Source organism: Burkholderia theae, assembly GCF_048565265.1.
Taxonomy (GTDB): domain Bacteria; phylum Pseudomonadota; class Gammaproteobacteria; order Burkholderiales; family Burkholderiaceae; genus Burkholderia; species Burkholderia theae.
The window spans coordinates 1,650,482-1,676,483 of sequence record NZ_CP183462.1 but is presented as its reverse complement, the minus strand read 5'-3'; the positions used below and the strand labels follow the sequence as shown (position 1 = coordinate 1,676,483).

Here is a 26,002-nt window from a genome sequence, read left to right as displayed (position 1 = left end):
GCTCAAGCATGGACAAAGGCATACTCAAGAACGTTTCGATCAACTTCATCGGGCTGATCCTGCCGACCTTCGTGTCGCTGGTGACGGTGCCCGCGTATATCCACGCGCTCGGCGTCGAGCGATATGGCGTCGTCAGCCTCGTGTGGACGCTGATCGGCTATTTCGGGATCCTCGATCTCGGGATGAGCATGGCCGCGCAGAACCACATCTCGAAGGCGCTCGCGAGCGGCAACGACGACGAAAGCGCGCGCGTGTTCTGGAGCGCGTTCTGGCTGAATCTCGGCACCGGCATCGTGGGCGGGCTGCTGATCTATTTCGGCGCGTTCATCTACACCGCGTATTTCACGAAGGTGTCGGCCGCGATGCAGCACGAGGTGTATCTCGCGCTGCCGTGGCTCGCGCTCGCAATTCCGCTGGCGAACGTGTCGTGGGTGTTCGCCGGCGCGATCAACGGCGCCGAACGGTTCGGCGTGTTCAACACGAACCAGACGATCGGCACGTTCCTGTTCCAGTTGCTGCCGCTCGGCGCCGCGTGGTGGATCGCGCCGAACCTGCAGACGGTGCTCGCCGCGGCCGTCGTCGCGCGCCTGATCGCGGCCGTGATGCTGGGCCACGCGAGCATCAAGGTGCTCGGGATCCGGCGCATCGATCCGCCGCAGTGGGGCACCGCGAAAGGGCTGTTTAACTTCGGCGGCTGGATGCTGATCGCGAGCACGACCAGCATGATCGCGGACACGCTCGACCGCGTGATGCTCGGCGCGGGCATGGGCGCGAAGTTCGTCACTTACTACACGGTGCCGCAGAACCTCGTCACGCGGCTGAACATGCTGCCGAACGCGCTCGTCCGCACGCTGTTCCCGCGCCTGTCGGCGGTCGGCCGTGACCACGCGGACACGCTCGCGCGCCAGTCGCTCGAATTCCTGAACGGCGTGTTCACGCCGGTCGGCATCGTTGCAATTTTCGCGCTCGCGCCGTTCCTCACGCTGTGGGTCGGCGCCGACCTGGCCGCGCATTCGGCGCCGGTCGGCCGCGTGCTGGTGATCAGCGTGTGGCTCGTCGGCCAGGCGAGCGTCACGCGGATCCTGATCCAGTCGCAGGTCAACCCGGCCCGCGCGGCGTTCGCCGGGCTCGTCGAGATGCCGTTCTTCGTCGGCGGCCTGTGGTTCGGCATTCATCACTTCGGGCTGATCGGCGCGGCGGTGGTCGTCGCGGTGCGCGCGTTCGTCGATTACGGCGTGCTGCTCTATCTGTCGGCGATCCGGATGCGCGCGATCGTGCTCGACATGCTGGCGCACCTCGCCTTCCTGCTCGCGAGCCTGTTTCTCGCACAGGCGTGGCCGGGGCTCGGCGAGTCGATCGGCATGTGCGCGATCGTGCTGGTACTGAACGTCGCGTGGTCGCTCACGATGACGCCAGGGTTGCGCGCGCTCGTGCGCGACCTGTTTGTCCGTCTCAATGCGAGGAAAACCGTATGAATCGCGATCTGGCGGAACACGCCGTATTGAATCTCGCCACCGCCGATGCGGCCGTGGCCGAAGCAGGCGACGCCGTTGCGCTGCGCCGGTCCGAGCCGGCCGGGCGGGCCGACGCGCGCCATCCGGCGCGTGCGCTCCGCGTGGCGATCGTCCACGACTGGCTGGTCACCTACGCCGGCGCCGAGCGCGTGCTCGAGCAGATCGTCGCGTGCTTTCCCGACGCGGACCTGTTCAGCCTCGTCGATTTCCTCGACGACCGCGCGTTCGTGCGCGGCAAGCCGGTGACGACGTCGTTCATCCAGAAGCTGCCGTTCGCGCGCACCAAGTACCGCAGCTACCTGCCGCTGATGCCGCTCGCGATCGAGCAACTCGACGTGTCGGAGTACGACCTCGTGATCTCGAGCAGCCACGCGGTCGCGAAGGGCGTGCTGACGGGGCCGGACCAGGTGCACATCAGCTATGTGCATTCGCCGATTCGCTATGCGTGGGACCTGCAGCACCAGTACCTGGAGCAGTCGAACCTCACGCACGGGCCGAAATCGCTGCTCGCGCGGATGATCCTGCATTACATCCGCAACTGGGACACGCGCACCGCGAACGCGGTGGACGGTTTCGTCGCGAACTCCGCGTTCATCGCGCGGCGCATCCGCAAGGTCTACCACCGCGACGCGGCGGTGATCTTCCCGCCGGTCGACGTCGACGCGTTTTCGCTGAACGCGGAGAAGGAGGATTTCTACCTGACCGCGTCGCGGATGGTGCCGTACAAGAAGATCGACCTGATCGTCGATGCGTTCTCGCGCACGCCCGAGCGCAAGCTCGTCGTGATCGGCGACGGCCCCGAGATGCAGAAGATCCGCGCAAAGGCCGGCCCGAACGTCGAGATCATGGGCTACCAGCCGTTCGCGGTGCTGCACGACCGGATGCGGCGTGCGAAGGCGTTCGTGTTCGCGGCCGAGGAGGATTTCGGGATCTCGGTCGTCGAGGCGCAGGCCTGCGGCACGCCCGTGATCGCGTACGGCAAGGGTGGCGCGCTCGAAACCGTGCTCGATCCGCGCTCGGCCCCGAACCCGACCGGGCTGTTCTTCGACGAACAGACGCCGCACGCGATCGTCGCGGCGGTCGACGACTTCGAGCGCGCGCCGCAGCGCTTCACGCCGAATGCGTGTCGCACGAACGCGGAGCGGTTTTCCGCCGATACGTTCCGGCGGCGCTTCCTCGATTATGTGGAGGCAGCTTTGCCGGGCTCGACCGCGCAGCGCGGCACGGCCGCCGCGCCGATGCCGGCCGCACGCGGCCCGGCGACGCTCGTGCTCGACCAGAGCGGCGTGCTTGGCGGCGCCGAACTGTCGCTGCTCGAGATCATGAAGCACATGAGAGCGAACGCCGACGTGCTGCTGTTCGATGACGGTCCGTTCCGCGCGGCGCTCGACGAGATCGGTGCGCGCGTCGACGTGGTCGACCAGGGCGCGCTCGCGGGTGTGCGCAAGCAGGGCGGCGTGTCGGCCGGCGCATTGAAACAGCTCGTGCGGCTCGTGCGCGACGTCGCGCGCCGCGCGCGCCGCGCCGAGGTGATCTATGCGAATACGCAGCGCGCGATGGTGGTCGCCGCGCTCGCCGGGCGGCTCGCGCGCAAGCCGGTGGTGTGGCACCTGCGCGACATCGTCAGCACCGATCATTTCGGCAGCAAGCAGCTGCTGGCGATCAAATACTGCGCGCGGCTCGGCGTTACGCGCGTGATCGCGAACTCCGACGCGTCCGCGCAGGCGTTCCGCGCGCTGACGGGCTTCACGCCGCAGCACGTCGACGTCGTGTTCAACGGCATTTCGGCCGAGCCGTTCGATGCGCTGGAAGGCGTCAGCCAGGCCGCGCTGCGCGCGCGCCTCGGGTTGCCCAAGGACGCGTGGCTCGTCGGCTCGTTCAGCCGTCTCGCGCGCTGGAAGGGGCAGCACGTGCTGCTGGAGGCCGCCGCGCGGCATCCCGACATGCACGTGGTGCTGGTCGGCGCGCCGCTGTTCGGCGAGGACGAATACGCGGCGCAGCTGCACGAATACGTCGCACTGCACGGGATGGACGAGCGCGTGCATTTCCTCGGGTTCCAGCGCGACGTGGCCGCGTGCATGATGGCGGTCGACGTCGTCGCGCATACGTCGATCACGCCCGAGCCGTTCGGGCGCGTGATCGTCGAGGGGATGCTCGCGCGCCGGCCGGTCGTCGCGGCCCGCGCGGGCGGTGTCGTCGAGATCATCGAGGATGGCGACAACGGGCTGCTCTGCGAGCCGGGCGATGTGACCGCGCTGGCCGATGCGCTGGACACGTTGAAGCGCGACGGCGCGCTGCGCGAGCGGCTCGTCGCGAGCGGGCGCGCGACGGCGGTGCGCCGGTTCGGGACCGAGACTTACGTGCAGCGGGTCGAGAAGATCCTCGCGGATACGGCGAAGGCCGCGAAAGCGAAGAAGCAGTAACCGGCGCGAGCCGACGGTAAACGGGCCCCCAGGCGGCGTTGTGCTGCGTGGGGGCTTTGCTTTTCGGCTCGGGTGCCGTGTCGGGCGAGTTGCGGGCGGGCTGCTGCCTGCCGTATCGGGCACGAGCCGGGCCGGTCGCCGTTCCGAGCGGGATCGCGCGCCGTTGGCAATGCGCGAAGCGAAGGCGACGCGGCGGCAAGCACGTGATGAAAGCCGGTCAGAAGCGGCCCACGCGGGCCGTAGCGCGGCCGGACGGACGAGCGTTGCACATCCGGCTCAATCCGGCGTGCGACCGCGCTCCAGCCATGAAAAAGCCCCCGCGCGGCGAGATGCCGCGCGGGGGCTCCTCCGGAAGCGGACCGGCCGGGTCAGGTAGCCCGTTCGGGCGTCGATGCGACCACGCGGGTGCTGCGTGTCGGCTTGAAGCTGGCCGACCACGTCATCGCGGGCCGTTCGAACAGCCGGTAGAACAGGTACGCGACCGGGATCGCGGCGGCCATGAACGCGAACGACGGCCAGATCGACAGTTGCAGCTCGGAGTGGAACAGCACCGAGCCGAGGCAGACGAACAGCGGCAGGTGGATCAGGTACAGCGAGTAGCTGAAGTCGCCGAACCAGCCGAGCACGCGCAGCGGCGGCGTCGGGCGCGGCGGACGAGCGAGCGCGCGGTACAGGAAGCACGCGAAGCCGGCCGACCACAGCTGGAATGCGCCGTACTGGCCGAAATGGAACGCGCCGCAGCCGGCGGCCAGCAGCACGGCGGCCGCGCCGTACCACGCACGCGACGGCACGGTGGCCGCGCCGCGGGCCCGCTGCGCGCGCACGTCGGCGATCCACGCGCCGATCGTCCACGACAGCCAGTACGACGTGAAGAATTGCAGGTCGTGCCGTTCGAGCAGCCACGCCGACGCGACGTTGACGACGGCGACCGCGGCCACGACGGCCGGCATGCCGATGCGCCGGCGCAGCGCGAACAGCAGCGGGTAGATCGCGTAGAACTGCACTTCGAGCGACAGCGTCCACAGCGCGCCGTTCGACCCGTACGTGTAGCCGGCGACGCCCTGCAGCGAGAACAGGTTCACGAGGAACGCCGTGACGCCGATGTCGCGGATCTTGTGGCTGACGGGCTCGATCTGCAGGCTGACCGCGTCGAGCGCGAGCGTGAACAGCAGCGCGGCGAGCAGCACCGGGTAGATGCGTGCGAACCGGCGCGCCCAGAAGTTCGGCGCGTCGAGCCGGTATGCGGGATCGGCCGCGAGCTTGAGCGCCGCGTTGCGGTGGATGCAGTAGCCGCTGATCACGAAGAAGATCGGTACGCCGGCGGAACCCCACGCGAACGGGAAGGTCAGGTAACCGGCGATCGCGCTCGGGTTGAGCGCATGACCGTAAGCGTGATGGAAGCTCTGCATGCCGACCCAGACGACCTGGCGGCAGTGGAAATAGGCGACGAGCAGCGCCGCGAAGCCGCGCATCGCGTCGATCACGTGTTCCTTGCGATCGGCGACGGGTGGCGCGGTCAGAGACGATCCGCTGAAAGCTTGCATGCGATTCGATTCCTTGCGACGGATGGAGTGGAGCACGGACGAATGGGAAGTCTGGTCCAATCGTAATGCGCAAGAATTCGATCAATGAATAAAAAAATATCGCGCGGAAATAATGCTATTCCGCATGATGGTTTTATCCGGATCTGAAAGCGGTTCCAGCGGCGCTTCAATTATTTACCGGTTTTTTTCTGATAGTTTGAAGCTCCAGTTGATTGATGCAAGGAGCGGCAAGATGGACATGCATTGGATCGCGAGCGCGGCAGTACTGCTGGTCATGGTCGTGCTGTCGGCGTACCGCGAGGCGCTGAAGAACGAACCGATTCGCCCGGGTCTCGAACGGGGCGGCGTGCCCTATATCGAGGAATTCGAATCGTAAGAATTTGTATCCGGAAAATCGGTAATTTGTTTCCGCTGCGGCACTCGGTCCGGCAAGATCGACCGGGTTGAAAGGATTATATTTTTTTCGGAATCATGGGGCAATCGGCCCATATCGAAAATGAGCGGAGTGGAATTGGCAGTGCCGTCGATTCTCGATATGCCGTTCGGAAAACCATCGCGCCGGGTCGCTGGTCGACGCGGCGCAGTCAACGCAATCAGGATGCGAACATGTTGAAAGTCACCAAGGCCGTGTTTCCCGTTGCCGGTCTCGGCACGCGGTTCCTCCCGGCTACGAAGGCGAGCCCGAAGGAAATGTTGCCCGTCGTCGACAAGCCGCTGATTCAGTACGCGGTCGAGGAAGCGATCAACGCCGGTATCACCGAAATGATCTTCGTCACCGGGCGCAGCAAGCGCGCGATCGAGGATCACTTCGACAAGTCGTACGAGATCGAGGCCGAACTCGAGGCGCGCGGCAAGGAAAAGCTGCTCGAGCTCGTGCGCGGCATCAAGCCGAGCAACGTCAACTGCTTCTACGTGCGCCAGCCGGAAGCGCTCGGCCTGGGCCACGCGGTGCTGTGCGCGGAGAAGCTCGTGCACGGCGAGCCGTTCGCGGTGATCCTCGCCGACGACCTGCTGCACGGCGAGCAGCCGGTGCTCAAGCAGCTCGTCGACGTGTTCGACCACTATCACAGCTCGGTGATCGGGGTCGAGACGATCGCGCGCGAGGACAGCCGCTCGTATGGCGTCGTCGAAGGCCGCGAATGGGAGGAGGACATCATCAAGCTGTCGGGCATCATCGAGAAGCCCGCGCCGGAGGATGCGCCGTCGAACCTCGGCGTGGTCGGCCGCTACGTGTTCATGCCGACGATCTTCGATCACCTGCGCCGGCTCAAGCCGGGCGCGGGCGGCGAACTGCAGCTCACCGACGCGGTCCAGTCGCTGCTCGCGAACGAGCAGGTGCTCGCGTATCGCTACTTCGGCACGCGTTTCGACTGCGGCAGCAAGATCGGCTACCTCAAGGCGACTGTCGAGCTTGCGCTCCAGCACCCGGAAGTGAGCCGCGAATTCGAGGCGTACCTGCGTACCTGCTTGCCCGCGCTGGCTGCTGTCGCTTAAGCAGCCGCGCGCTCCGTTGTTTCAGGTGGTGGTTGTTCCGTTGGCCCCGGCCGCTCGCGCGCCGGGGCTTTTTTGCTTTTGCCGATGCGCGATCGTGGTGCGTGCCGCCGGTGTGTCGTGTTGTGTCGGGTTCGAGTGACGAGTGGTGCCGTGTGTGGAGCGGGGCGCTCGGTCGCGGTCTGGCGCGACGTCTGAAACCGGTGCCGAAGTGCCCGCCCGGGCGACCGGATCGTCGGTATGGTTGCGCGATGCGCATCGACGTGTGTGCTGGCGTCGGTCCTGCCGGAGTCGGTCAATGACGCCGCGCCGTCGTGCATCAGCTTCCGGCCGTTACCGGCATCGCGTTTTTCCCGTTCCTTCGTGTCGCCGTCTGCGTGGCGCTCAACGCGCCGACGTGCCCGGCCGCGCGACGAAGTGCCGGGCCAGCATCGCGGCGATCGGCTTCTTGAAGTCGAGCAGCCGCTTTTCGAGATAACGCCACGACAGGTGCGCGAGCAGCACGGCGAGCGCGAATTGCAGCATCTCGGGCAGCGCTTCCCGGACGAATTCCGGAATCGGCACGTGTGAGAAGTGCGCGGGCAGCATGCCGAAACGCGCGGGAATCAGGTTGTGGAACAGGTAGAAGCCGTAGCTGATCGTGCCGAGATAGACGAGCGGCGCCCAGTCGAGCAGCGACACGACGGGATGCTCGGGTTCGCTGACGATCCACAGCATCAGCGCGCCGAGCGATGCCGACAGGCCGAGATCCGCGAGCCCCGCGACCGCGTCGGGCAACGCCGTGCACGCCGGCAGCACGAGGAAGAACACGACACCTGCCGCGCCGAGCCAGCCGGGCGGAATGCGGCGCAGGGTGGCCGGGCCGTGATCGGCGAGCGCCATTGCGCCGACGCCGCCGAGTGCGATCAGCGCGAAATTCCACGGGGAAAACGCGTAGATCAGCACCGGCGACGCGTCGGACAGGTAGAGCGCGAGATGCACGACCGCGCACAGCACGATGGCCGCGATGCCGAGCGCGACGTGTCGCGCGGCGGGTACCGCGAGCAGCGCGAGCGGCGCGATCAGATAGAACTGCTGTTCAACCGCGAGGCTCCAGAAGTGCGACGTGGAGCCCGGCCAGCCGTCCTTGACGACGCCGATCCAGTAATTCGACAGGAACACCGCGTGCCACGCGAGCCCGAGATTGACGCCGCGCTGGTAGAACAGCGCGTGCGCGATCGCGAGCGCGGCGAGCAGCAGGTAGTACACGGGGAAGATCCGCAGCGCGCGTTTCGCGAGGAACAGCGCCAGCGCGTGGCGGCGCGTCATCGTGCCGCACTCGAGCGCCTGGCGGTTGCGATGCAGCTCGCCGACGATCAGGAATCCGCTGATGAGGAAAAACGTCCACACGCCAAGCTTGCCGACGTCGACGGCAAGGACGTGGCCCTTGTGGGACAGGAAAACGAGGATGACGGCGATGGCTCGCAGGCCGTCGAGTCCTTTGACGTATCTGGCTTCGCGCATGGAGGCATCCGGGCATTGAGCGAGCCCAGTATAGGTGCGCAAATATCGAACGTAATTCGCGTTCGGACGCATACGTAACGAGGTTTTTCGACGTTCGAGCATCGGCGAAGTCGGTCGGGCGCAACAAAACCTGCGGGAAACCCCGCGAAAACGCATAAAAGTACTGCACGAAGCGTCAAGGCGCTTGTAGAATCCGGCGTTGAAGCGCGCGCATTGCACGCTTCGTGTATCCAACGAACGACCACACCTGGTAGGAGAAACATGGCGACTTCCGCAAAAAAGGTGGCCAAGAAGGCTGCCGCCGCACCGGCCAAGAAAGTGGCTGCTAAGAAAGTAGCGCCCGCGAAGAAAGTAGTGGCCAAGAAGGCCGCCGTCGCGAAGGCGCCCGCTGCTCCGACGCCGCTGAAGGACAAGTTCACGAAGGCATCGCTCGCAACGCACATCGCTGAGCGCGCAGCCGTGGAAGTGAAGGCGGTCAAGGCAGTGCTCGCCGCACTCGAGAACGTCGTGCTGGGCTCGGTCCACAAGAAGGGCGCAGGCGAGTTCACGCTGCCGGGTCTGCTGAAGATCACGGCACAAGTCGTGCCGGCGAAGAAGAAGCGCTTCGGCAAGGATCCGTTCACGGGCGAAGAGCGTTGGTTCCCGGCGAAGCCGGCCAGCGTGCGCGTGAAGGCACGTGCGCTGAAGAAGCTGAAGGACGCGGCGGCGTAATGCCGCGCAACGGCTGCCGATGCATGTCGGCAGCCGTTGCAGTGTCCGACGATCCCCGTACGCGAAAGCGTGCGGGGATTTTTATTGCGCTGCGCAAATCGTGCGGCAGCGATGTCCGGTTCGACGCGCAACGCGTGGCGAATGACGCACCGCGCCTGCGCAATGCCGAACGGCAATCTTCATTCACGCTTGCTGTTCTCCATTCGCGGCACGCCGTGCTCGTTGCATGCGCATCGTGACTGAATGCATTCCGACTGAAATCGTCGGGCAGGTGGCCGCCGCGCGCATCGCGATCGAGCGGCATCTCGGCGCGATGCTGGAGGCGATCCACCTGTTCGGATCGGCGCTCGACGGCGGATTGAAGCCGCGCAGCGACATCGACCTGCTGGTGACGGTGGCGGCGCGGCTCGACGAACCGGCACGGCGCGCGCTGATGCTCGACCTGCTCGCGGCGTCGTCACCGCCCGGTTGCGCAGGCGGCTTGCGTGCACTGGAGGTGACCGTCGTCGCGCACGGCGAGGTGGTGCCGTGGCGTCATCCGGCGCGGCGCGAATTGCAGTTCGGCGAGTGGCTGCGCCGCGATCTCGAAACCGGCATCGTCGAACCGGCGCTCGCCGATCACGATCTGGCGATCCTGTTGACGAAGGCGCGACAGCACAGTGTCGCGCTGGTCGGGCCGGTGCCCGCGTGTGATTTTGACGCCGCGCTTCTCGCTACCGTGGCGCAGTGGAACGCCGAACCGGACTGGCGCGGCGACGCGTGCAACGTGGTGCTCGCGCTTGCGCGCATCGGGTACAGCGCAGCGACCGGCAGGATCGCGCCCAAGGACGTCGCCGCGGCATGGGTGCTGGAGCGCCTGCCGGACGCGTACCGGCCGGTTGTAGCGGCTGCGCGTGCCCCCTGTCTCGATGGCGAAGCGGGCGCGGCGATCCTGTCGGGTGAACCGCTCGCCGCCTTCATCGGCTACGCGCGGCGGACCGTCGAATCGATGCGGTCGGCGTAGCGGCGGATGCCACGGTGCACGTGATCGGGTTGCGGGCCGACCCACCGCGGATCATGAGCGCTTGCGCAGACGCCGCACGCGCAAGCAGCCGATCGGGCGCTCGCCGGCGACTCGCGCGGCGCTAGACCGGCGCGCCGCCACGCATCCGAGGCACGACACGTTTCGTCAGCCCCCGGTGCCCTCATAGGCGGCCTTCAGCGCGGCGGCATCGAACTTGGTCATCTGCATCATCGCCGCGGCTACGCGCGCTGCCTTGACCGCGTCGCGGTCGGCCATCATCGGAATGAGATCGGCGGGAACGATCTGCCACGAGACGCCATAGCGGTCTCTCAGCCAGCCGCAGCCGTCCGCCGTGCCGCCGTTGTCGAGCAGGGCGCTCCAGTAGCGGTCGAGCTCCGCCTGATCGCCGCAACTGACCAGCAGCGAGATCGTATGGTTGAACGACTCCGTGCGCGTGTGGCTCATCGCGAAGAACGGCTGCCCGAACAGCTCGAATTCGACCATCCGGGTACCGTCGGTGCCGGGCACGGACGTGACGCGCACGACGCGCGTATCCGGAAAGATGCCTGCATAGAAGGCGGCTGCCTCTTCGGCTTCCGTCGAGTACCAGAGAAAAGGCGTGATCTTCTGAATCGTCATGGCGAATCTCCTGTCTGTATTGGCCGGGGCGCAAGCCGCGTGCCGACATCGGTACGACGGACGACGGCCGCCGAAATCGACATGCCGGGGCGAATGCGTCGTTGCGCAGAATGAACGACGACGGCAACTGCGGATGGTAGTCGCCTGGTGGAGAGATAGCGACCTGCCCGGGCATCCGGAAGCGGCGTTTCCGGCGCATTGCAGCCTCCAGGCGCCGCTGCCGGCCGGCGGTCGTGAGTCGCCATCGTCTCTGCTCGCCGGCCCGCGCAGGCCATTTCGACCGGCCGGCGACGGACGAAAAAAAAAGCCAGCCACGGTCGAAACCGAAGGCTGGCTTTCCAGTTCGGCGGCAAGGCGTCGGAGACGCCATGCACACCGGATACATCGTTTTTAGAACTTGTGGCGCAGGCCGAGAGCGACCATTTCTTGCGACTTCGTGCCGGCGAAGCCGTACGAGCCGATCGATGCTTGCGCTGCCGACGTCGTGCCGTCTGCGTTGAGCTGCGTGCCGCTTGCGTGCTGGTACGCGCCGACCAGGTACACGTCCGTGCGCTTCGACAGCGAGTAATCGCCGCCCAGCGAAACCTGATGGTACTTGGCGTCCGTGTTGCCGCTCGCCTTCGTGTACGAGTAGCCGAGGCCCAGCAGCAGCGGCGGCGTGACTTGATACGTCGCGAACGCGCGGCCCGTGTTGTACTTCTCGGTCGAGCCGAAGCCCGACGATGCGTCCGGCTTGTACTGCGAGTTGCTGTAGCCGAGGCCAAGCGTGACCGGGCCGATGACGTACTGGCCTGCGACTTGCGCGATGGCGATCGACTTCGCCGACACGTAACCCGCGTTGATCGGGCCGTCGACGATGTTGTCCGACGTCGTCGACGTCCAGTTGTTGCGGACGCCTGCCGACGGCGTCGGGTTGTTCGCGTAGAAGTAGCCAGCAGCAACGCCGATCGGGCCGTTGTTGTATGCGGCTGCGACCGACCACGTCTGGCCCGAACCCGTCTTGCCTGCAACACCGCCGAGGGCGTACATGCCTTCGACCTGGAGGCCGGCGAACACCGGCGACGTGTACTTGATCGCGTTGCTGACGCGCAGGCTGTTGTCGTTGTTGTCGACGTCGCCCGGCGTTGCGAACGTGCTGCCGAAGTAGTTGTCAGCCGTGACTGCCTGGACCAGATCGACGACCGGGTCGTACTGGCGGCCGAGCGTCAGCGTACCGTATTGCTTGCTTTCGAGGCCGACGAATGCCTGACGACCGAACATGCGACCGCCCTGGTTCAGGTGGCCCGTGCCCGGATCAAAACCGTTTTCCAACTGGAAGATCGCCTTCAGGCCACCGCCGAGGTCTTCTGCGCCTTTCAGGCCGAAGCGGCTGCCTTGCAGGTTGCCCGACAGCATTTGCCACGAGTTGATGCCTTGGCCGTTATTGCCGTGAACGTAGGCGATCGACGTGTCGATCACGCCGTACAGCGTCACGCTCGATTGAGCGTGAGCAGCGCCAGCGGCGCCCAGCAGGGCGAGCGAGAGGGTCGAGAGAGCGAGTTTCTTCATCGTTGAGTTTCTCCACGCAAGTGATTCATCGTTATTTGTTGCGGATTGGAGAATAGCTCAGTGCCATCGACGCAAGAAAGCTTAAAAAATAAAGTGTCTCGAAAAGGTAACAGCATCAAAAAGTCTATATATATCAAGCACATCAACGACTGTTCCTGTTTTTGAAATAGTTGACATTTGCTGCGGTGCGATTGTTTCGATAGATGTTGCACATTGCAGCAGAGGGCCTGTTTCGGCCGGTTGGCGCACGAAATGAGGGTGGGCAAACGTTTGCGATTGCAGCGACCAACGCGCCGGCATGCAAGGAACGCGTCAACGCCGCGCGAATGCGCGGCGGACAGCGTGGTTGGCGGGGTGACAAAGCGGCCGGAAGGGGGCGTTTCGATGCGGCAGTGTGTGCGATGCGGATTGTGCGGCCGCTTTTGCGCGGCGTGTGCGAATCAGTCGTCGTGCATGCGGCCGGCGGCGCGATCGGTTTGAGCGGGCGCGGCCGACGCGACGCCGGCGGGCCGATGCGCGTTGCCGCGGGCCGCCGCGAATTCCGCGCCGAGCAGCAGCACGACCGCGGAGAAGTACAGCCACATCAGCAGGACCGCGAACGATCCGGCCGCGCCGAACGCACTGGCCGTGCCCGCATGCGCGAGGTACAGCGCGAACAGCTTCTTGCCGCCGGAGAACAGGATCGCGGACACGATGCCGCCGATCGCGGCGTCGCGCCACGCGACGCGCGCATCGGGCAGGAACTTCATCAACGCCGCGAACGCGGCCGCGAGCACCGCGATGCCGACGAAGAACTGCACGAGGTTCGTGACGACGACATACGGCGAATTGCCCAGCAGCCAGGTGCCGACGAACGTGATCGCGGTGTCGAGCACGAGCGACACGATCAGCAGGAACGCGACGCCGAGCACGAGCCCGAACGAGATCAGCCGCACGCGCACGAGCCCGAGCATGCTCGACCAGCGGTTTTCGGTGGCCGGCCAGATCACGCTGAGCGCGGCGCTGAGCGACGCGAAGGTGGCCGACGCGCCGATCGCGAGCGCGGCGAACGAGATCAGCGTCGCGAGGCCGCCGCGCTCGCCCGCGCGGTGCGCGTTCTGCACGATCGTCTGGATGCTGGCCGCCGCGTCGTTGCCGATCAGCTGGTGCGCCTGCTCGAACACCTGGCCGCGCGCGGCGTCGTCGCCGTAGAACCAGCCGGCCACCGCGATCACCATCACGAGCATCGGCGCGAGCGAGAACGCGGAGAAAAACGCGATGCCCGCGGCCATCGCGGAGCAGCGGTCGGACGAGAAGCGCTTGAATGCGGTGAGGGCCCAGTTGGCCTGTCGTTGGGCGAGGCGGGTTGCCTCGGTGGTGATCTGTCGTTTCATGCGTGGTCGGTGGCGGTACGAGGCGCCGATCAAGGTTGGCGACTGGACTAGTCTTAAAAGGGCAATGCAATTAATCGGACAAGTCCGTATTGATCCGAGGATACGGCCATAGTTGCACGAACTGTCTATAATTCCTTTCAGTTTCCCCACCCCCACAATAACGCCGAGACCGCCATGCTACAAATGTCCCGGCGCCAGTTCCTGAAGGTGACGGCCACGTCGCTTGCCGGATCGAGTCTTGCCCTGCTGGGCTTTTCTCCGTCCGAAGCGCTGGCCGAAGTCCGACAGTACAAGCTGGCGCGCACAGTCGAAACGCGCAACACCTGTCCTTACTGTTCAGTGGGTTGCGGCATCCTCATGTACAGCCTCGGAGACGGCGCGAAGAACGCGCAGCCGAGCATCATCCACATCGAAGGCGATCCCGACCATCCCGTCAATCGCGGCACGCTGTGCCCGAAGGGCGCGAGCCTGATCGACTTCATCCACAGCCCGAGCCGCCTGACGCACCCCGAATACCGGGCGCCCGGCTCGGACAAGTGGGAACCGATCTCGTGGAACGATGCGCTCGACCGGATCGCGAAGCTGATGAAGGCCGACCGCGACGCGAACTTCGTCGAGACGGCGGAAGACGGCGCGAAGGTCAACCGCTGGCTCACGACCGGCATGCTGGCCGCGTCGGCCGGCAGCAACGAGGTCGGCTACCTGACGCACAAGACTGTCCGCAGTCTGGGAATGCTCGCATTCGACAATCAGGCGCGTGTCTGACATGGCCCGACGGTGGCAGGTCTTGCCCCGACGTTTGGCCGTGGAGCGATGACGAACCATTGGGTCGACATCAAGAACGCGGACGTGATTCTCGTGATGGGCGGCAATGCAGCCGAGGCCCATCCATGCGGGTTCAAGTGGGTAACGGAGGCGAAGGCGCACCGCAAGGCGCGGCTGATCGTCGTCGACCCGCGCTTTACGCGTACGGCCTCGGTGGCCGACTACTACGCGCCGATTCGCACCGGCACCGACATCGTCTTCCTGGGCGGCGTCATCAACTATCTGCTGACGAACGACAAGATCCAGCATGAGTACGTGAAGAACTACACGGACTTCTCGTTCATCGTGCGCGAGGATTACGCGTTCAACGACGGCATCTATTCCGGCTACGACGCCGAGAAACACGCGTACCCGGACAAATCGAGCTGGGACTACGAGCGCGGCGACGACGGTTTCGCGAAGGTCGATCCGACGCTGCAGCATCCGCGTTGCGTGTACAACCTGTTGAAGCAGCACTACGCGCGCTATACGCCGGACATGGTCCAGCAGGTCTGCGGCACGCCGAAGGAGAAGTTCCTGAAGGTGTGCGAGATGCTCGCCACCACGGCTGTTCCCGGCCGTGCCGGCACGGTGCTGTACGCGCTCGGCTGGACGCACCACTCGATCGGCGCGCAGATCATCCGCACCGGCGCGATGGTGCAGTTGCTGCTCGGCAACATCGGCATCGCGGGCGGCGGGATGAACGCGCTGCGCGGCCACTCGAACATCCAGGGGTTGACCGACCTCGGGCTGATGTCGAACCTGCTGCCGGGCTACATGACGCTGCCGATGCAGGCCGAGCAGGATTTCGACGGCTACATCGCGAAGCGCGTGCAGCAGCCGCTGCGGCCGAACCAGTTGAGCTACTGGAAGAACTACAAGGCGTTCCACGTCAGCTTCATGAAGTCGTGGTGGGGCGACGCGGCGACCGCCGAGAACAACTGGGGCTACGACTACCTGCCGAAGCTGGACAAGCAGTACGACCTGCTGCAGACGATCGAGCTGATGAATGCCGGCAAGATGAACGGCTACATCTGCCAGGGCTTCAACCCGCTCGCGGCGGCGCCGTCGAAGGTGAAGACGGCCGCGGGGCTCGCGAAGCTGAAGTGGCTCGTGATCATGGATCCGCTTGCGACCGAGACGTCCGAGTTCTGGAAGCATCACGGCGACTACAACGATGTCGATGCGTCGAAGATCCAGACCGAGGTGTTCCGTTTGCCCACCACGTGCTTTGCGGAGGAAAACGGCTCGCTCGTGAGTTCCAGCCGCGTGCTGCAATGGCACTGGAAGGGCGCGGAGCCGCCGGGCGAGGCGAAGAGCGATCTCGAGATCATGTCGGGGCTGTTCCTGCGCATGCGCAAGATGTACCAGACGGATGGCGGCAAGTATCCGGACCCGATCGTGAACCTGACCTGGCCGTACGCGAACCCGGAAAACCCGACGCCCGAAGAGCTCGCGATGGAGTTCAACGGCCGTGCGCTCGTCGATCTGCCCGACCCGAAGGATCCGGCCAAGACGCTCGTGAAGAAGGGCGAGCAGCTGGCCGCGTTCGCGCAGCTGAAGGACGACGGCACGACCGCGAGCGGTTGCTGGATCTTCTGCGGTGCATGGACGCAGGCCGGCAACCAGATGGGGCGGCGCGACAACTCGGATCCGACCGGCATCGGCCAGACCCTGAACTGGGCGTGGGCGTGGCCGGCGAACCGGCGGATCCTGTACAACCGCGCATCGTGCGACGTGAGCGGCAAGCCGTTCGACCCGACCCGCAAGCTGATCGGCTGGAACGGCAAGGCGTGGACGGGACCCGACATCCCCGATTTCAAGGCGGACGAACCGCCCGAGAACGGGATGGGGCCGTTCATCATGAATCCGGAAGGTGTCGCGCGCTTCTTTGCGCGGGCGGGGATGAACGAAGGTCCGTTCCCCGAGCACTACGAGCCGTTCGAGACGCCGATCGGCACGAACCCGCTGCACCCGAACAACCCGCAGGCGCTGAACAACCCGGCCGCCCGCGTGTTCCCGGACGACCGCGCGGCGTTCGGTCAGGCACCGGAGTTCCCGCACGCCGCGACGACTTACCGGCTGACCGAGCATTTCCACTACTGGACCAAGCATGCGCGGCTGAATTCGATCATCCAGCCCGAGCAATTCGTCGAGATCGGCGAAGACCTCGCGAAGGAAGTCGGCGTCGCGCACGGCGAACGCGTGAAGGTGTCGTCCAAGCGCGGCTACATCATCGCGGTCGCGCTCGTCACCAAGCGGATCAAGCCGCTGACGGTCGACGGCAAGAAGGTCCAGACGGTCGGTATCCCGTTGCACTGGGGCTTCAAGGGTCTGACGAAGCCCGGCTATCTCGCCAATACCCTGACTCCGTCCGTGGGTGACGGCAACTCGTACACACCGGAATTCAAGTCGTTCCTGGTGAAGGTCGAAAAGGCGTAAGGGGAAAGAGATGGCATTGCAATCGCTGGATATCAAGCGCGTCTCGGCCACCACGACGCCACCGCCCACGGTGCGCGAACCGGTGACCGGGAGCGTCGCGAAGCTGATCGACGTATCGAAGTGCATCGGCTGCAAGGCATGCCAGACGGCGTGCATGGAGTGGAACGACCTGCGCGACGAGGTCGGCACCAACGTCGGCGTGTACGACAACCCGGCCGACCTGACCGAACACTCGTGGACGGTGATGCGGTTCTCCGAATACGAGAACCCGGCAGGCGACCTCGAATGGCTGATCCGCAAGGACGGCTGCATGCACTGCGAGGATCCGGGCTGCCTGAAGGCGTGTCCGTCGCCGGGCGCGATCGTGCAGTACAACAACGGGATCGTCGATTTCCACGAGGAGAACTGCATCGGTTGCGGCTATTGCGTGACCGGTTGCCCGTTCAACGTTCCGCGGATCTCGAAGAAGGATCATCGCGCGTACAAGTGCACGCTCTGTTCCGACCGCGTCGCGGTCGGCCAGGAACCGGCCTGCGTGAAGACCTGCCCGACGGGCGCGATCGTGTTCGGCACCAAGGAGGACATGAAGCAGCACGCGGCCGAGCGGATCGAGGACCTGAAGGAGCGCGGCTTCGAGCATGCGGGGCTGTACGACCCGCAGGGCGTCGGCGGCACGCACGTGATGTACGTGCTGCACCACGCCGACAAACCGTCGCTGTACCACGGGCTGCCCGACAATCCGTCGATCAGCCCGATGGTGAAGCTGTGGAAGGGCATCGCGAAGCCGCTCGCGGTGGCCGGCATCGCGCTGACGGCGCTCGCCGGGTTCTTCCACTACGTCCGGGTCGGTCCGAACGAGGTGAGCGACGCAGAAGAATCGGCCGCGCGCGACGAGGCGCGACGCATCACGGAGGACGCGAAATGAAGCACGACGACCCCAACCTGATCGTCCGCTACTCGGCGAACGAGCGCACGAACCACTGGATCACCGCGATCACGTTCGTGTTGCTCGCGCTGTCCGGGCTCGCGCTGTTCCATCCGTCGATGTTCTGGCTGACCGCGCTGTTCGGCGGCGGCCAGTGGACGCGGATCCTGCATCCGTTCGTCGGCCTCGTGATGTTCGTGTCGTTCGCGATCCTGGTCGTGCGCTTCTGGCACCACAACGCGCTCGATGCGGACGACCGGCAGTGGCTGAAGCAGATCGGCGACGTGCTGACCAATCAGGAAGACAAGCTGCCGCCCGTCGGCCGCTATAACGCCGGGCAGAAGCTGCTATTCTTTACGTTGGTGGCGTGCCTGCTGTTGCTCCTGCTGTCGGGGGTCGTGATCTGGCGGCGCTACTTCTCGTTCTACTTCCCGATCGGGGTGATCCGCGCGGCCGCTGTCGTGCATGCCGTGGCGGCCTTCGTGCTGATCGCGAGCATCATCGTGCACATTTACGCGGCGTTGTGGGTGAAGGGCTCGATCGGCGCGATGGTGCGTGGCACCGTCACGCTGGGCTGGGCTCGCAAGCATCACCCGAAGTGGTTCCGTGAAAGCGTGAAATAACGCACCGGACCGGGGCGGCTCGCCGATCGCGGCGGGCCTCGCCCCGTTGCCCGTCGGAACTGCCAGAAGCGCCGACCTGTCGGCGCTTGTTTATTTGGAAGATATATTTGTGACACAACGTATTCTCGAACCGACCGAGATCTCGGCACTCGATCATTCGGCCATTCCGCGCTTTCGCCTGCCGGAGCGTGCCACCGCGTTCTCGGCGCGCGCCGCGCGGCTGCGCAAGCTCGCCGACCTGAACCCGATCAGCGGCTACCTGCGGCTGATGGCCACCGTCGCCGATGCGCAGCATGCGACGCTGCAGACGCTGGAGCTGCCGCTGCCGTCGCAGGAAGCGATCGCGCGCGCGCAGCAGCATTCGATGCCGCTCGTGCCGGCGCTCGACGGCGAGCGCGATCCGCGATGGCGCGCCGTGCTGTACGAACTGCTCGACCGCGTCGAGGGCGCCGGGCTCGTCAACCCGTCGCTCGCGAGGCTGCTCGACCGGCTGCGCCTGATGGCGCCCGCCGAACTCGACGCGCAGGCCGACGCGATCCTCGCGCTGCGCTTCGCGGAGGTCGACCCGGCCACCGCACCGTTCCTGATGGCCGCGCTGCAGGTCGTGTGGACGGACCTCGCGAGCCGCGTGTCGCCGGCCGACGTTCCGTATCTCGACCAGCCGGGGCTGTGCCCCGTCTGCGGCACGCATCCGGTCGCCAGCGTCGTGCGGGTCGGCGGCCAGTTCCAGGGCTACCGTTTCCTGCAGTGCGGGCTGTGCACGACCGAGTGGCACATGGTGCGCACGAAGTGTTCGCATTGCGATTCGACGAAGGGCATCGCGTATCACGGGATCGAGGGCGGCAGCGAAGCCGTCAAGGCCGAATCGTGCGACGAGTGCAAGACCTATCGCAAGATCGGCTATCAGGAGAAGGACTACGAGTTCGAGCCGCTGGCGGACGATCTCGCGAGCCTCACGCTCGATCTGCTGATGAACGAGGCCGGCTATCAGCGCAGCTCGCCGAATCCGCTGCTGTGGCCGGATGTGTCGCGGGAAGCGGAGTGACGGCAGGGGGCCGGGGGCGGTGCGCGAGCGCCGGCTTCGGCCGTCTGCGAAGCATCAGACGGGAGCCACCACGACGTGACCGAACCGGGTTTGAATGAACTGAATGCCGTGCTGGCGCGCGTGCCGTCGGTCGAGCGCGTGCTGTCGTCGGCGCCGCTGCAACCGTTGCTCGCCGACTATGGCCGCACACGCGTGCTGAACGCCGTGCGCGCCGAACTCGAACGCTGGCGCACCGCGGCGCAGCATGACCCGGCGGCGGCCGAGCCGCTCGACGAGCCGCGCATCGCCGCGGCCGTCGCACGCACGCTGGCCGCGCAGAGCGCCGGTGCCGTGCGCGCGGTGTTCAACCTGACCGGTACCGTGCTGCACACGAACCTCGGGCGCGCGCTGCTGCCCGACGACGCGGTGCGCGCGGTGGTCGACGCGCTCACGCGGCCCGTCAACCTCGAATTCGATCTCGCCACGGGCCGCCGCGGCGATCGCGACGACCTGATCGACGATCTGCTGTGCGAACTGACGGGCGCCGAAGCCGCGACCGTCGTCAACAACAACGCGGCAGCCGTGCTGCTGACGCTGTCGGCGCTCGCGACGAAGCGCGAAGTCGTCGTGTCGCGCGGCGAGCTGGTCGAGATCGGCGGCGCGTTCCGCATTCCCGACATCATGAGCCGTGCCGGTGCAAGGCTGCGCGAGGTCGGTACGACCAACCGTACCCATCTGCACGATTACGCGGATGCGATCGGCCCGCGCACGGCGCTGCTGATGAAGGTGCACTGCAGCAACTACGCGATCAGCGGCTTCACGAAGGAGGCGACGCTCGCCGAACTCGCGCCGCTCGCGCGCGAGCACGGGCTGCCGGTCGCCGTCGATCTCGGCAGCGGCACGCTCGCCGACCTGTCGTCATGGGGGCTGCCGCACGAGACGACCGTGCAGGAAACCGTCGCCGCCGGCGCAAACGTTGTCACGTTCAGCGGCGACAAACTGCTCGGTGGGCCGCAGGCCGGCCTGATCGTCGGCGATCGCGCACTGGTCGCGAAGATCAAGAAACATCCGCTCAAGCGCGCGCTGCGCGTCGGCAAGCTGACACTCGCGGCGCTCGAACCCGTGCTGCGTCTCTATCAGGCGCCCGAATTCCTGCGCGACCGGCTCACGACGCTGCGCCTGCTGACGCGTCCGCGGCATGAGATCGCCGAAGCCGCCGAACGCGTGCGTCCGGTGTTGCAGGCCGCGCTCGGCAGCGGCTTCGACGTGACGGTCGAGCCGATGTTCAGCCAGATCGGCAGCGGCGCGCTGCCGGTCGACCAGTTGCCGAGCGCCGGGCTCGTCGTGCGCACGGCGGACGGCAAGCGCGGCGGCCGCGCGCTCGCGCAGCTCGAGAAACGGCTGCGCGAATGGCCGCGACCGGTGATCGGCCGCGTTGCCGATAATGCGTTGCGGCTCGACTTGCGTTGTCTCGAAGCCGCCGACGAAGCGGCGTTCGTCGCGCAATGCGTGCCGTTCGCAGGGCCCGCTGCATGATCGTCGGTACCGCCGGACACATCGACCACGGCAAGACGACGCTCGCGCGTGCGCTGACCGGTGTCGACACCGACCGCCTGAAGGAAGAGAAGGCGCGCGGCATCTCGATCGAACTCGGTTACGCGTACACGCCGCTCGACAACGGCGACGTGCTGGGCCTGATCGACGTCCCGGGCCACGAGAAGCTGATTCATACGATGGCGGCCGGCGCGTGCGGGATCGACTTCGCGCTGCTCGTGATTGCCGCCGACGACGGCGTGATGCCGCAGACGCGCGAGCATCTCGCGATCCTGCAACTGCTCGGCGTGACGCACGGCGCCGTCGCACTGACGAAATGCGATCGCGTCGACGCCGTGCGCGTCGCCCAGGTGCGCGACGAGATCGCCGCATGGCTGCACGACTCGACGCTGGCTGGCGTGCCGATATTCGAAACGCGCGCGACGGCCGTGGACGATCCGGGCGTCGCCGCGTTGAAGCGTCACCTGGCCGACGCGGCGATCGCGTGGCGCGCCCGCCGCGACGACGGCCTGTTCCGGCTCGCGGTCGATCGCGTGTTTACGCTCGCGGGGCAGGGGACCGTCGTGACGGGCACCGCATTCGCGGGCCGTGTCGCGACGGGCGACACGCTCGCGATCGTGCGCACGGGCGGCGCGGCCCGCGTGCGCAGCATCCATGCGCAGAACCGGCCGGTCGAGGCCGGCCGCGCGGGCGAGCGTTGCGCACTGAATCTCGCCGGCGTCGACAAGGCCGATGTCGAGCGCGGCGATACCGTCGCCGATGCGCGGCTCGTCGCGACGTCGCCGCGCGTGGACGTCGAGCTGACGCTGCTCGCGGATGCCGGGCTGACGCTGACGCACTGGGCGCCGCTGCACGTGCATCTCGGCACGCTGCATCGCGTCGCGCATGTCGCACTGCTCGACGGCGACACGCTCGCGGCCGGTCAGCGGATGCGCGTGCAACTGGTGTTCGACGAACCGGTGTTCGCGCTGCCGGGCGACCGGTTCATCGTCCGCAATCCGCAGGCGACGCGCACCGTCGGCGGCGGTCGCGTGCTCGATCCGTTCGGGCCGGCGAACAAGCGTCGCACGCCCGCGCGCCGCGCGTGGCTCGATGCGCTCGCCATGTGGCTCGACACAGGGCGCCTCGATGCGCTGCTCGCGCAGGCACCGCTCGGCATCGCGCGCACGATGCTCACGCATCTGACGGGCTTTGCGCCGAACGCGCTGGTGTTGCCGGAAGACGCGCTGGCGATCGGGCAGCGCGATGCCGCGTCGAACGACGGCGCGGTGATTGCGCATGCGCACTGGCGCGCGCTGCAGACGCGGGCGATCGATACGCTGCGCGCGTATCACGAGCGCGCGCCCGACGAGCAGGGGCTCGACGCCGCGCGCCTGCGGCGGATGGCTGCGCCGCTCGTTGGCGATGCGCTGTGGCGCGCGCTCGTCGATGCGGCGGTGGCCGGTGGCGAAGTCGCGCGCAGCGGGCCGTGGCTGCATCTCCCGTCGCATTCGGTGAACCTCGAGCCGCACGAGGAAGGGCTGGCGCGGCAACTGCTGCCGCTGATTCATGCGGGGCGCTTCGATCCGCCGTGGGTGCGCGACCTGGCTCGCGACACGGGCGCGGCCGAGGACGCGGTGCGCACGCTGCTGCGCAAGCTCGCGCGGCGCGGCGACGTGCACCAGGTCGTGCGCGACCTGTTCTATCACGCGGACGTCGTGCGCGAACTTGCCGAACTGGTCGCGCATCTCACGCCGTCGCCCGGCGCGGGGCTCGATGCCGCGACGTTCCGCGACGCGACGGGGCTCGGCCGCAAGCGCGCGATCCAGATTCTCGAGTTCTTCGATCGGGTTGGGTATACTCGCTTCCACCGCGATCTTCACTTCCTGCGGCCTGACAGCGGTTGGGTGGGTATTCAGGAGTAGGCGCTCGTTGTTCTTCTGGTTCTTTTCCCGAGGAAGGCATTCGTATCCGGTGGTACGGCCGGGCTTCAAACCCGGTTGGGGGTGTCAGACACTCCCGGGTCGGTTCGACTCCGGCTGCCTTCCGCCATTCCGTCTTCTTGCGATTCAATGCGCTTCGGATAGCGGGCAATTGCGTCATGGGCCGACGCTGTAAAGCGGCCATGATCGAGCAAACTTGATCGGGAGAATCACTGAAAGTTTGCGAATTATTTTCCGGCTATAGTGGAATCACTGGGGGTAGGCGTGGCGCTTCTTGCCGATACCGACCAGGTCATGACTGTAGACGGGTGCTGTATGAAAAATAAAATCGAAAAGACCGCCGGACCGATCTGGGGTGTGGCAGCTGGATTGCTTCTTGCCGCCGCAGGACTGAGTCTCGGCATCTTCCCGACGTCCCTGCACAGCTCGGGAACCGCAAACGACTTCATGGCGTCCGGTGCTGCGATGCTGGGCATCTTCCTCGTCGTCTATTCCATGCACGAGTTACGAAGAAAGCGCTCGCACTGAGCGTTCGCGCGTCGTTGCCCACGAAACACGACTCGAGCCGGCCGACGGCTCATGAATGCGCTCGTCCGCGATACGTACGAGCCATACGGGATTTCGTGCGCGCTACGACTTGAGGATTTCGTGCTTGTAGACGAGCTCGACGATGCGTTTCGTCGGGATGCTCGCGCGCAATGCGTCGACGCCGTCGATCGGAAACCACCGGCATTGCTCGATCTCGTTGTTCGGTTGCGGCGTGTGGTCCGGGCCGACTTCCGTGAAGAACACGTGATGGATTTTCGCGAGCCCGGTGAATTGCATCGAGTACACCAGATGCTGGCCGGTGACGCCGGTTTCTTCGCACAACTCGCGATGTGCGGCTTCGAGCGGCGTTTCCCCGCGCTTGATCGTGCCGCCGGGCAGCGCCCAGCGCGACGACGCGCGCGCGACGAGCAGCACGTGTCCATCGCGGTAGCAGACGATCGTCGCCCGTTCTTTAATAAGTACTTCGGTCGATTGAGGGGAATTCATAGGCTCAGGGGCATGGACTCTGGCGAGATTCTAACCAGCGTTTATCGCGGAGCCAAGGCGGCATCGGCGGAAACCGTTCGATCGAGCGATCAGCACCGCGATTGCGCCGATAAGTCGAAGCTGCTCCCGGTGTGCGAATTGCCCGCGAATCGGCTGAAAAAGGGGCGTTTACAGGCGGATTCGCCCGGCCGGTGCGGCGCATACTTGAGGCCCTGACGACCAGACCGGACCCGGCCATGACTACCTTAAGCATGCAAACGATCGTTTGCGGCAAGACCATTCAGGTAGCGCTGATGACCGATATGGCGACGGCCAGTATTTTCGTGATGAACAATGACGACGGTACCCATCAGCCGCGGATCATGAAGGTTCGCCAGTACCTCGATGCGGGTATGACGGGTGAGGATGTCGTCCGCCATGTGTTGAATATCGTGGTGGCGTCGATCGAGCGGCGTGGCCAGCTTTGGGCGCACTGAACGTCTTCCGGGCAGTCGTCTGCCCGACGTCGGCGCTGCAGCGGGTGGCTCGACAGGGGATTCGGCGAGGATGGCGAGACGCAGGGTAGAGCCTGCGATCGGATCGGAAGCAATCGGCGATCGCATCCACGTGCTGAACGATGTGTGAGCAGCGATGTGGCGTCGGCACCCTACCCGACGCATCGGCTCCACGTTTCGCAAGCGGCAACGAGACAGAAGGGCGATACAAAAGCAATCAGGATCACGACGGCAGCGCAGCGTCGGCTCGAACTTCGGGCCGGGCGGCGCGCTACCGCCTGGGGTGTTTCATCTCCTCGGCTTCCATTGCCGCGGTGCGTTCCTCGCTCGCGGAAACAGGTTCCATGGCCTCGTCGATCGAGGCCAATGCGTATTCGCAGGCCAGCTTGGTTTCCTCGACGTCGGCGTCAGGCTCCTCGTCGTCGTTGAGCGGCGGCTCGAGCATGTCTTTGAGCATCGTCGCCAGTTCCGGGGTGTCCCAGGGTTCGCCGCGTTGCTCCTTCTTCCTGATGTAGTGCCGGATCTCCGCATCCTGTTCGGGTGTCAGTGGCAGGTGCCGAAAGGTGCTGCTTGGGTTGGCATCGATCATGATGGTGCTCCGAAGTCCGGCGGGGTCCCGGTTTGGCTGCTTCCCGGGATCTCCGTGCCGGAAAAACGATAAGGATGACCGATCGACTCGCGAGCGAGGCCGGGCCAGGGCGACTCGCGCGACGGTCGGCGTCGCGAATACTGCTCGCCGAGCGGATGCGCCATCGAATGCTCGGACGTGCGTGGCAGGTTCTTATTTGCGGAAGTTCGGATCATGGATCCGGTCGAGGCGAGCGAACAGCTCATTGATCTGGTATTCGAGTACCTTGTTTCGCTCGAATCGTGTCCGGAGTGCGTTGAGCTTGACTCGCCAATACGCCGGATCGTTCACTGGCGATCGGTTCGTGAAGGCGTCGTGTGTTTGCTCGAGCAGTCCGATCGCGCCCCTAATGTGAGCCAGTTCGCGCTCCACATCGCAGTACCAGCTCATTTTCCGACTCCCGGTTATGGTTCGATTCTTGGTTTTTTGTACGGCGAGTGCGTTCGATTTCACTCGAAGGCCGCCGCACGGGCCAATTTCGAGCGGTGTTGTCGTCCGTGCCCGCAGGCAGGATCTCGACCACTGTGTCGAAGCCTGCGTCGTCGTCATGCGGGCGGTCGTGTTGCGCCGGCGCATGGGGCAAATGAGCGCGCAATATTCGAATCCACGATAGAGATGCGCGCTCATGACGAGCTGCTGAACTCTGAACGTTCGGCCGCGACGAATCGCAGGGCGAACGCATCCGGCCTGTATCGCCGTGTGTGGCGCGACGGGGGGACGAAAGACTTAGCGCTGCGTGCGACAGTGGGCGCGCTGCAGCAAGAGGGAAGAGGGAGGGCGAGCAGTCGAACGGATCACGACT

General features: G+C 65.8%; 23 protein-coding genes and 1 tRNA gene. 16 read left to right on the top strand and 8 right to left on the bottom strand.

What is annotated here, in order from left to right; genetic code table 11:
- Positions 1 to 8: 8 nt before the first annotated feature.
- Both ACN22W_RS25030 and ACN22W_RS25025 read left to right on the top strand, forming a co-directional pair.
- A complete protein-coding gene (locus ACN22W_RS25030; protein WP_193100933.1) occupies positions 9 to 1,475 on the top strand; it encodes a flippase in 1,467 nt (488 codons plus the stop codon).
- On the top strand, positions 1,472 to 3,937 hold the full coding sequence (locus ACN22W_RS25025; protein WP_419689798.1) for a glycosyltransferase family 4 protein: 2,466 nt from the start codon (positions 1,472 to 1,474) through the stop codon (positions 3,935 to 3,937). Before ACN22W_RS25030 ends, ACN22W_RS25025 begins: the two co-directional genes overlap by 4 nt.
- 368 nt (positions 3,938 to 4,305) lie before the next feature.
- On the opposite strand, the gene ACN22W_RS25020 is transcribed toward ACN22W_RS25025, so the two are convergent.
- Positions 4,306 to 5,481, bottom strand: a complete 1,176-nt coding sequence (locus ACN22W_RS25020) for an acyltransferase family protein (RefSeq protein ID WP_419689797.1) — start codon at positions 5,479 to 5,481, stop codon at positions 4,306 to 4,308.
- 232 nt (positions 5,482 to 5,713) lie between these two features.
- On the opposite strand from ACN22W_RS25020, the gene ACN22W_RS25015 reads away from it, so the two are divergent.
- The gene (locus ACN22W_RS25015) at positions 5,714 to 5,857 is read left to right on the top strand and encodes a hypothetical protein (RefSeq protein WP_164992100.1); all 144 of its coding nucleotides are present in this window, start codon (positions 5,714 to 5,716) and stop codon (positions 5,855 to 5,857) included.
- Positions 5,858 to 6,087: 230 nt separating this feature from the next.
- Positions 6,088 to 6,975: a UTP--glucose-1-phosphate uridylyltransferase GalU gene (gene galU, locus ACN22W_RS25010; protein ID WP_129516958.1), complete on the top strand. Its 888-nt coding sequence runs from the start codon at positions 6,088 to 6,090 to the stop codon at positions 6,973 to 6,975.
- 381 nt (positions 6,976 to 7,356) lie between these two features.
- Here galU and ACN22W_RS25005 read toward each other — a convergent pair whose 3' ends face one another.
- Positions 7,357 to 8,475, bottom strand: a complete 1,119-nt coding sequence (locus tag ACN22W_RS25005) for an acyltransferase family protein (RefSeq protein WP_419689796.1) — start codon at positions 8,473 to 8,475, stop codon at positions 7,357 to 7,359.
- A gap of 261 nt (positions 8,476 to 8,736) precedes the next feature.
- On the opposite strand from ACN22W_RS25005, the gene ACN22W_RS25000 reads away from it, so the two are divergent.
- From ACN22W_RS25000 to ACN22W_RS24990, 3 genes are read left to right on the top strand one after another with little or no spacing between them, the layout of a single operon-like run.
- Positions 8,737 to 9,186, top strand: coding sequence for an HU family DNA-binding protein (locus ACN22W_RS25000; protein ID WP_069747789.1), 450 nt, complete (start codon positions 8,737 to 8,739; stop codon positions 9,184 to 9,186).
- Positions 9,187 to 9,227: 41 nt separating this feature from the next.
- Positions 9,228 to 9,425, top strand: a complete 198-nt coding sequence (locus ACN22W_RS24995) for a hypothetical protein (RefSeq protein WP_419689795.1) — start codon at positions 9,228 to 9,230, stop codon at positions 9,423 to 9,425.
- Positions 9,422 to 10,189, top strand: coding sequence for an AadA family aminoglycoside 3''-O-nucleotidyltransferase (locus ACN22W_RS24990; protein ID WP_419689826.1), 768 nt, complete (start codon positions 9,422 to 9,424; stop codon positions 10,187 to 10,189). The genes ACN22W_RS24995 and ACN22W_RS24990 overlap by 4 nt, the downstream gene beginning before the upstream one ends.
- A gap of 165 nt (positions 10,190 to 10,354) precedes the next feature.
- Here the strand turns inward: ACN22W_RS24990 and ACN22W_RS24985 are convergent, their stop codons facing one another.
- The 3 genes from ACN22W_RS24985 to ACN22W_RS24975 form a co-directional block, all read right to left on the bottom strand.
- Positions 10,355 to 10,828: a VOC family protein gene (locus ACN22W_RS24985; RefSeq protein WP_419689794.1), complete on the bottom strand. Its 474-nt coding sequence runs from the start codon at positions 10,826 to 10,828 to the stop codon at positions 10,355 to 10,357.
- 390 nt (positions 10,829 to 11,218) lie between these two features.
- Entirely contained in the window at positions 11,219 to 12,376 is a 1,158-nt protein-coding gene (locus ACN22W_RS24980) for a porin (RefSeq protein ID WP_193100928.1), read from the bottom strand.
- 440 nt (positions 12,377 to 12,816) lie between these two features.
- Entirely contained in the window at positions 12,817 to 13,749 is a 933-nt protein-coding gene (locus ACN22W_RS24975; protein ID WP_129516962.1) for a YihY/virulence factor BrkB family protein, read from the bottom strand.
- Positions 13,750 to 13,923: 174 nt separating this feature from the next.
- Between ACN22W_RS24975 and fdnG the strand changes: the two genes are divergently transcribed.
- The 8 genes from fdnG (at position 13,924) to ACN22W_RS24935 (ending at position 23,571) form a co-directional block, all read left to right on the top strand.
- On the top strand, positions 13,924 to 16,995 hold the full coding sequence (gene fdnG, locus ACN22W_RS24970) for a formate dehydrogenase-N subunit alpha (RefSeq protein WP_419689793.1): 3,072 nt from the start codon (positions 13,924 to 13,926) through the stop codon (positions 16,993 to 16,995).
- Positions 16,996 to 17,005: 10 nt separating this feature from the next.
- Complete coding sequence (gene fdxH, locus ACN22W_RS24965; RefSeq protein WP_419689792.1) at positions 17,006 to 17,920, top strand: formate dehydrogenase subunit beta; 915 nt, start codon at positions 17,006 to 17,008, stop codon at positions 17,918 to 17,920.
- The gene (locus ACN22W_RS24960) at positions 17,917 to 18,543 is read left to right on the top strand and encodes a formate dehydrogenase subunit gamma (RefSeq protein WP_039370262.1); all 627 of its coding nucleotides are present in this window, start codon (positions 17,917 to 17,919) and stop codon (positions 18,541 to 18,543) included. The genes fdxH and ACN22W_RS24960 overlap by 4 nt, the downstream gene beginning before the upstream one ends.
- Positions 18,544 to 18,652: 109 nt before the next feature.
- A complete protein-coding gene (fdhE, locus tag ACN22W_RS24955; RefSeq protein WP_193100925.1) occupies positions 18,653 to 19,588 on the top strand; it encodes a formate dehydrogenase accessory protein FdhE in 936 nt (311 codons plus the stop codon).
- Between the two features lie 75 nt (positions 19,589 to 19,663).
- Positions 19,664 to 21,103: an L-seryl-tRNA(Sec) selenium transferase gene (gene selA / locus ACN22W_RS24950; protein WP_419689791.1), complete on the top strand. Its 1,440-nt coding sequence runs from the start codon at positions 19,664 to 19,666 to the stop codon at positions 21,101 to 21,103.
- Complete coding sequence (gene selB, locus ACN22W_RS24945; RefSeq protein WP_419689790.1) at positions 21,100 to 23,025, top strand: selenocysteine-specific translation elongation factor; 1,926 nt, start codon at positions 21,100 to 21,102, stop codon at positions 23,023 to 23,025. The genes selA and selB overlap by 4 nt, the downstream gene beginning before the upstream one ends.
- Before the next feature lie 31 nt (positions 23,026 to 23,056).
- Positions 23,057 to 23,152 (top strand) — tRNA-Sec (locus ACN22W_RS24940).
- Positions 23,153 to 23,358: 206 nt separating this feature from the next.
- Positions 23,359 to 23,571 carry a hypothetical protein gene (locus tag ACN22W_RS24935; RefSeq protein ID WP_419689789.1) on the top strand — a complete coding sequence of 71 codons (213 nt, stop codon included), beginning with the start codon at positions 23,359 to 23,361 and terminating at the stop codon, positions 23,569 to 23,571.
- Between the two features lie 102 nt (positions 23,572 to 23,673).
- Here ACN22W_RS24935 and ACN22W_RS24930 read toward each other — a convergent pair whose 3' ends face one another.
- Positions 23,674 to 24,078: an NUDIX hydrolase gene (locus ACN22W_RS24930; RefSeq protein WP_419689788.1), complete on the bottom strand. Its 405-nt coding sequence runs from the start codon at positions 24,076 to 24,078 to the stop codon at positions 23,674 to 23,676.
- 236 nt (positions 24,079 to 24,314) lie between these two features.
- Here ACN22W_RS24930 and ACN22W_RS24925 point away from each other — a divergent pair, with 236 nt between their 5' ends.
- Positions 24,315 to 24,554, top strand: coding sequence for a hypothetical protein (locus ACN22W_RS24925; protein ID WP_193100922.1), 240 nt, complete (start codon positions 24,315 to 24,317; stop codon positions 24,552 to 24,554).
- Between the two features lie 289 nt (positions 24,555 to 24,843).
- Here ACN22W_RS24925 and ACN22W_RS24920 read toward each other — a convergent pair whose 3' ends face one another.
- Positions 24,844 to 25,161, bottom strand: a complete 318-nt coding sequence (locus ACN22W_RS24920; protein WP_129516970.1) for a hypothetical protein — start codon at positions 25,159 to 25,161, stop codon at positions 24,844 to 24,846.
- 192 nt (positions 25,162 to 25,353) lie between these two features.
- Positions 25,354 to 25,827 carry a hypothetical protein gene (locus ACN22W_RS24915; RefSeq protein WP_419689787.1) on the bottom strand — a complete coding sequence of 158 codons (474 nt, stop codon included), beginning with the start codon at positions 25,825 to 25,827 and terminating at the stop codon, positions 25,354 to 25,356.
- Positions 25,828 to 26,002: the final 175 nt, after the last annotated feature.

Bases quoted from the DNA above. Each gene is read 5' to 3' on its own strand.
- fdxH (WP_419689792.1), top strand. From the start codon at position 17,006: ATGGCATTGCAATCGCTGGATATCAAGCGCGTCTCGGCCACCACGACG.
- ACN22W_RS25000 (WP_069747789.1), top strand. From the start codon at position 8,737: ATGGCGACTTCCGCAAAAAAGGTGGCCAAGAAGGCTGCCGCCGCACCG.
- ACN22W_RS24980 (WP_193100928.1), bottom strand. From the start codon at position 12,376: ATGAAGAAACTCGCTCTCTCGACCCTCTCGCTCGCCCTGCTGGGCGCC.
- ACN22W_RS24925 (WP_193100922.1), top strand. From the start codon at position 24,315: ATGACTACCTTAAGCATGCAAACGATCGTTTGCGGCAAGACCATTCAG.
- ACN22W_RS25005 (WP_419689796.1), bottom strand. From the start codon at position 8,475: ATGCGCGAAGCCAGATACGTCAAAGGACTCGACGGCCTGCGAGCCATC.
- ACN22W_RS25025 (WP_419689798.1), top strand. From the start codon at position 1,472: ATGAATCGCGATCTGGCGGAACACGCCGTATTGAATCTCGCCACCGCC.
- ACN22W_RS24930 (WP_419689788.1), bottom strand. From the start codon at position 24,078: ATGAATTCCCCTCAATCGACCGAAGTACTTATTAAAGAACGGGCGACG.
- ACN22W_RS25020 (WP_419689797.1), bottom strand. From the start codon at position 5,481: ATGCAAGCTTTCAGCGGATCGTCTCTGACCGCGCCACCCGTCGCCGAT.
- galU (WP_129516958.1), top strand. From the start codon at position 6,088: ATGTTGAAAGTCACCAAGGCCGTGTTTCCCGTTGCCGGTCTCGGCACG.
- ACN22W_RS25030 (WP_193100933.1), top strand. From the start codon at position 9: ATGGACAAAGGCATACTCAAGAACGTTTCGATCAACTTCATCGGGCTG.
- ACN22W_RS25015 (WP_164992100.1), top strand. From the start codon at position 5,714: ATGGACATGCATTGGATCGCGAGCGCGGCAGTACTGCTGGTCATGGTC.
- ACN22W_RS24985 (WP_419689794.1), bottom strand. From the start codon at position 10,828: ATGACGATTCAGAAGATCACGCCTTTTCTCTGGTACTCGACGGAAGCC.
- ACN22W_RS24935 (WP_419689789.1), top strand. From the start codon at position 23,359: ATGAAAAATAAAATCGAAAAGACCGCCGGACCGATCTGGGGTGTGGCA.
- ACN22W_RS24960 (WP_039370262.1), top strand. From the start codon at position 17,917: ATGAAGCACGACGACCCCAACCTGATCGTCCGCTACTCGGCGAACGAG.
- selB (WP_419689790.1), top strand. From the start codon at position 21,100: ATGATCGTCGGTACCGCCGGACACATCGACCACGGCAAGACGACGCTC.
- ACN22W_RS24975 (WP_129516962.1), bottom strand. From the start codon at position 13,749: ATGAAACGACAGATCACCACCGAGGCAACCCGCCTCGCCCAACGACAG.
- ACN22W_RS24915 (WP_419689787.1), bottom strand. From the start codon at position 25,827: ATGAGCGCGCATCTCTATCGTGGATTCGAATATTGCGCGCTCATTTGC.
- ACN22W_RS24920 (WP_129516970.1), bottom strand. From the start codon at position 25,161: ATGATCGATGCCAACCCAAGCAGCACCTTTCGGCACCTGCCACTGACA.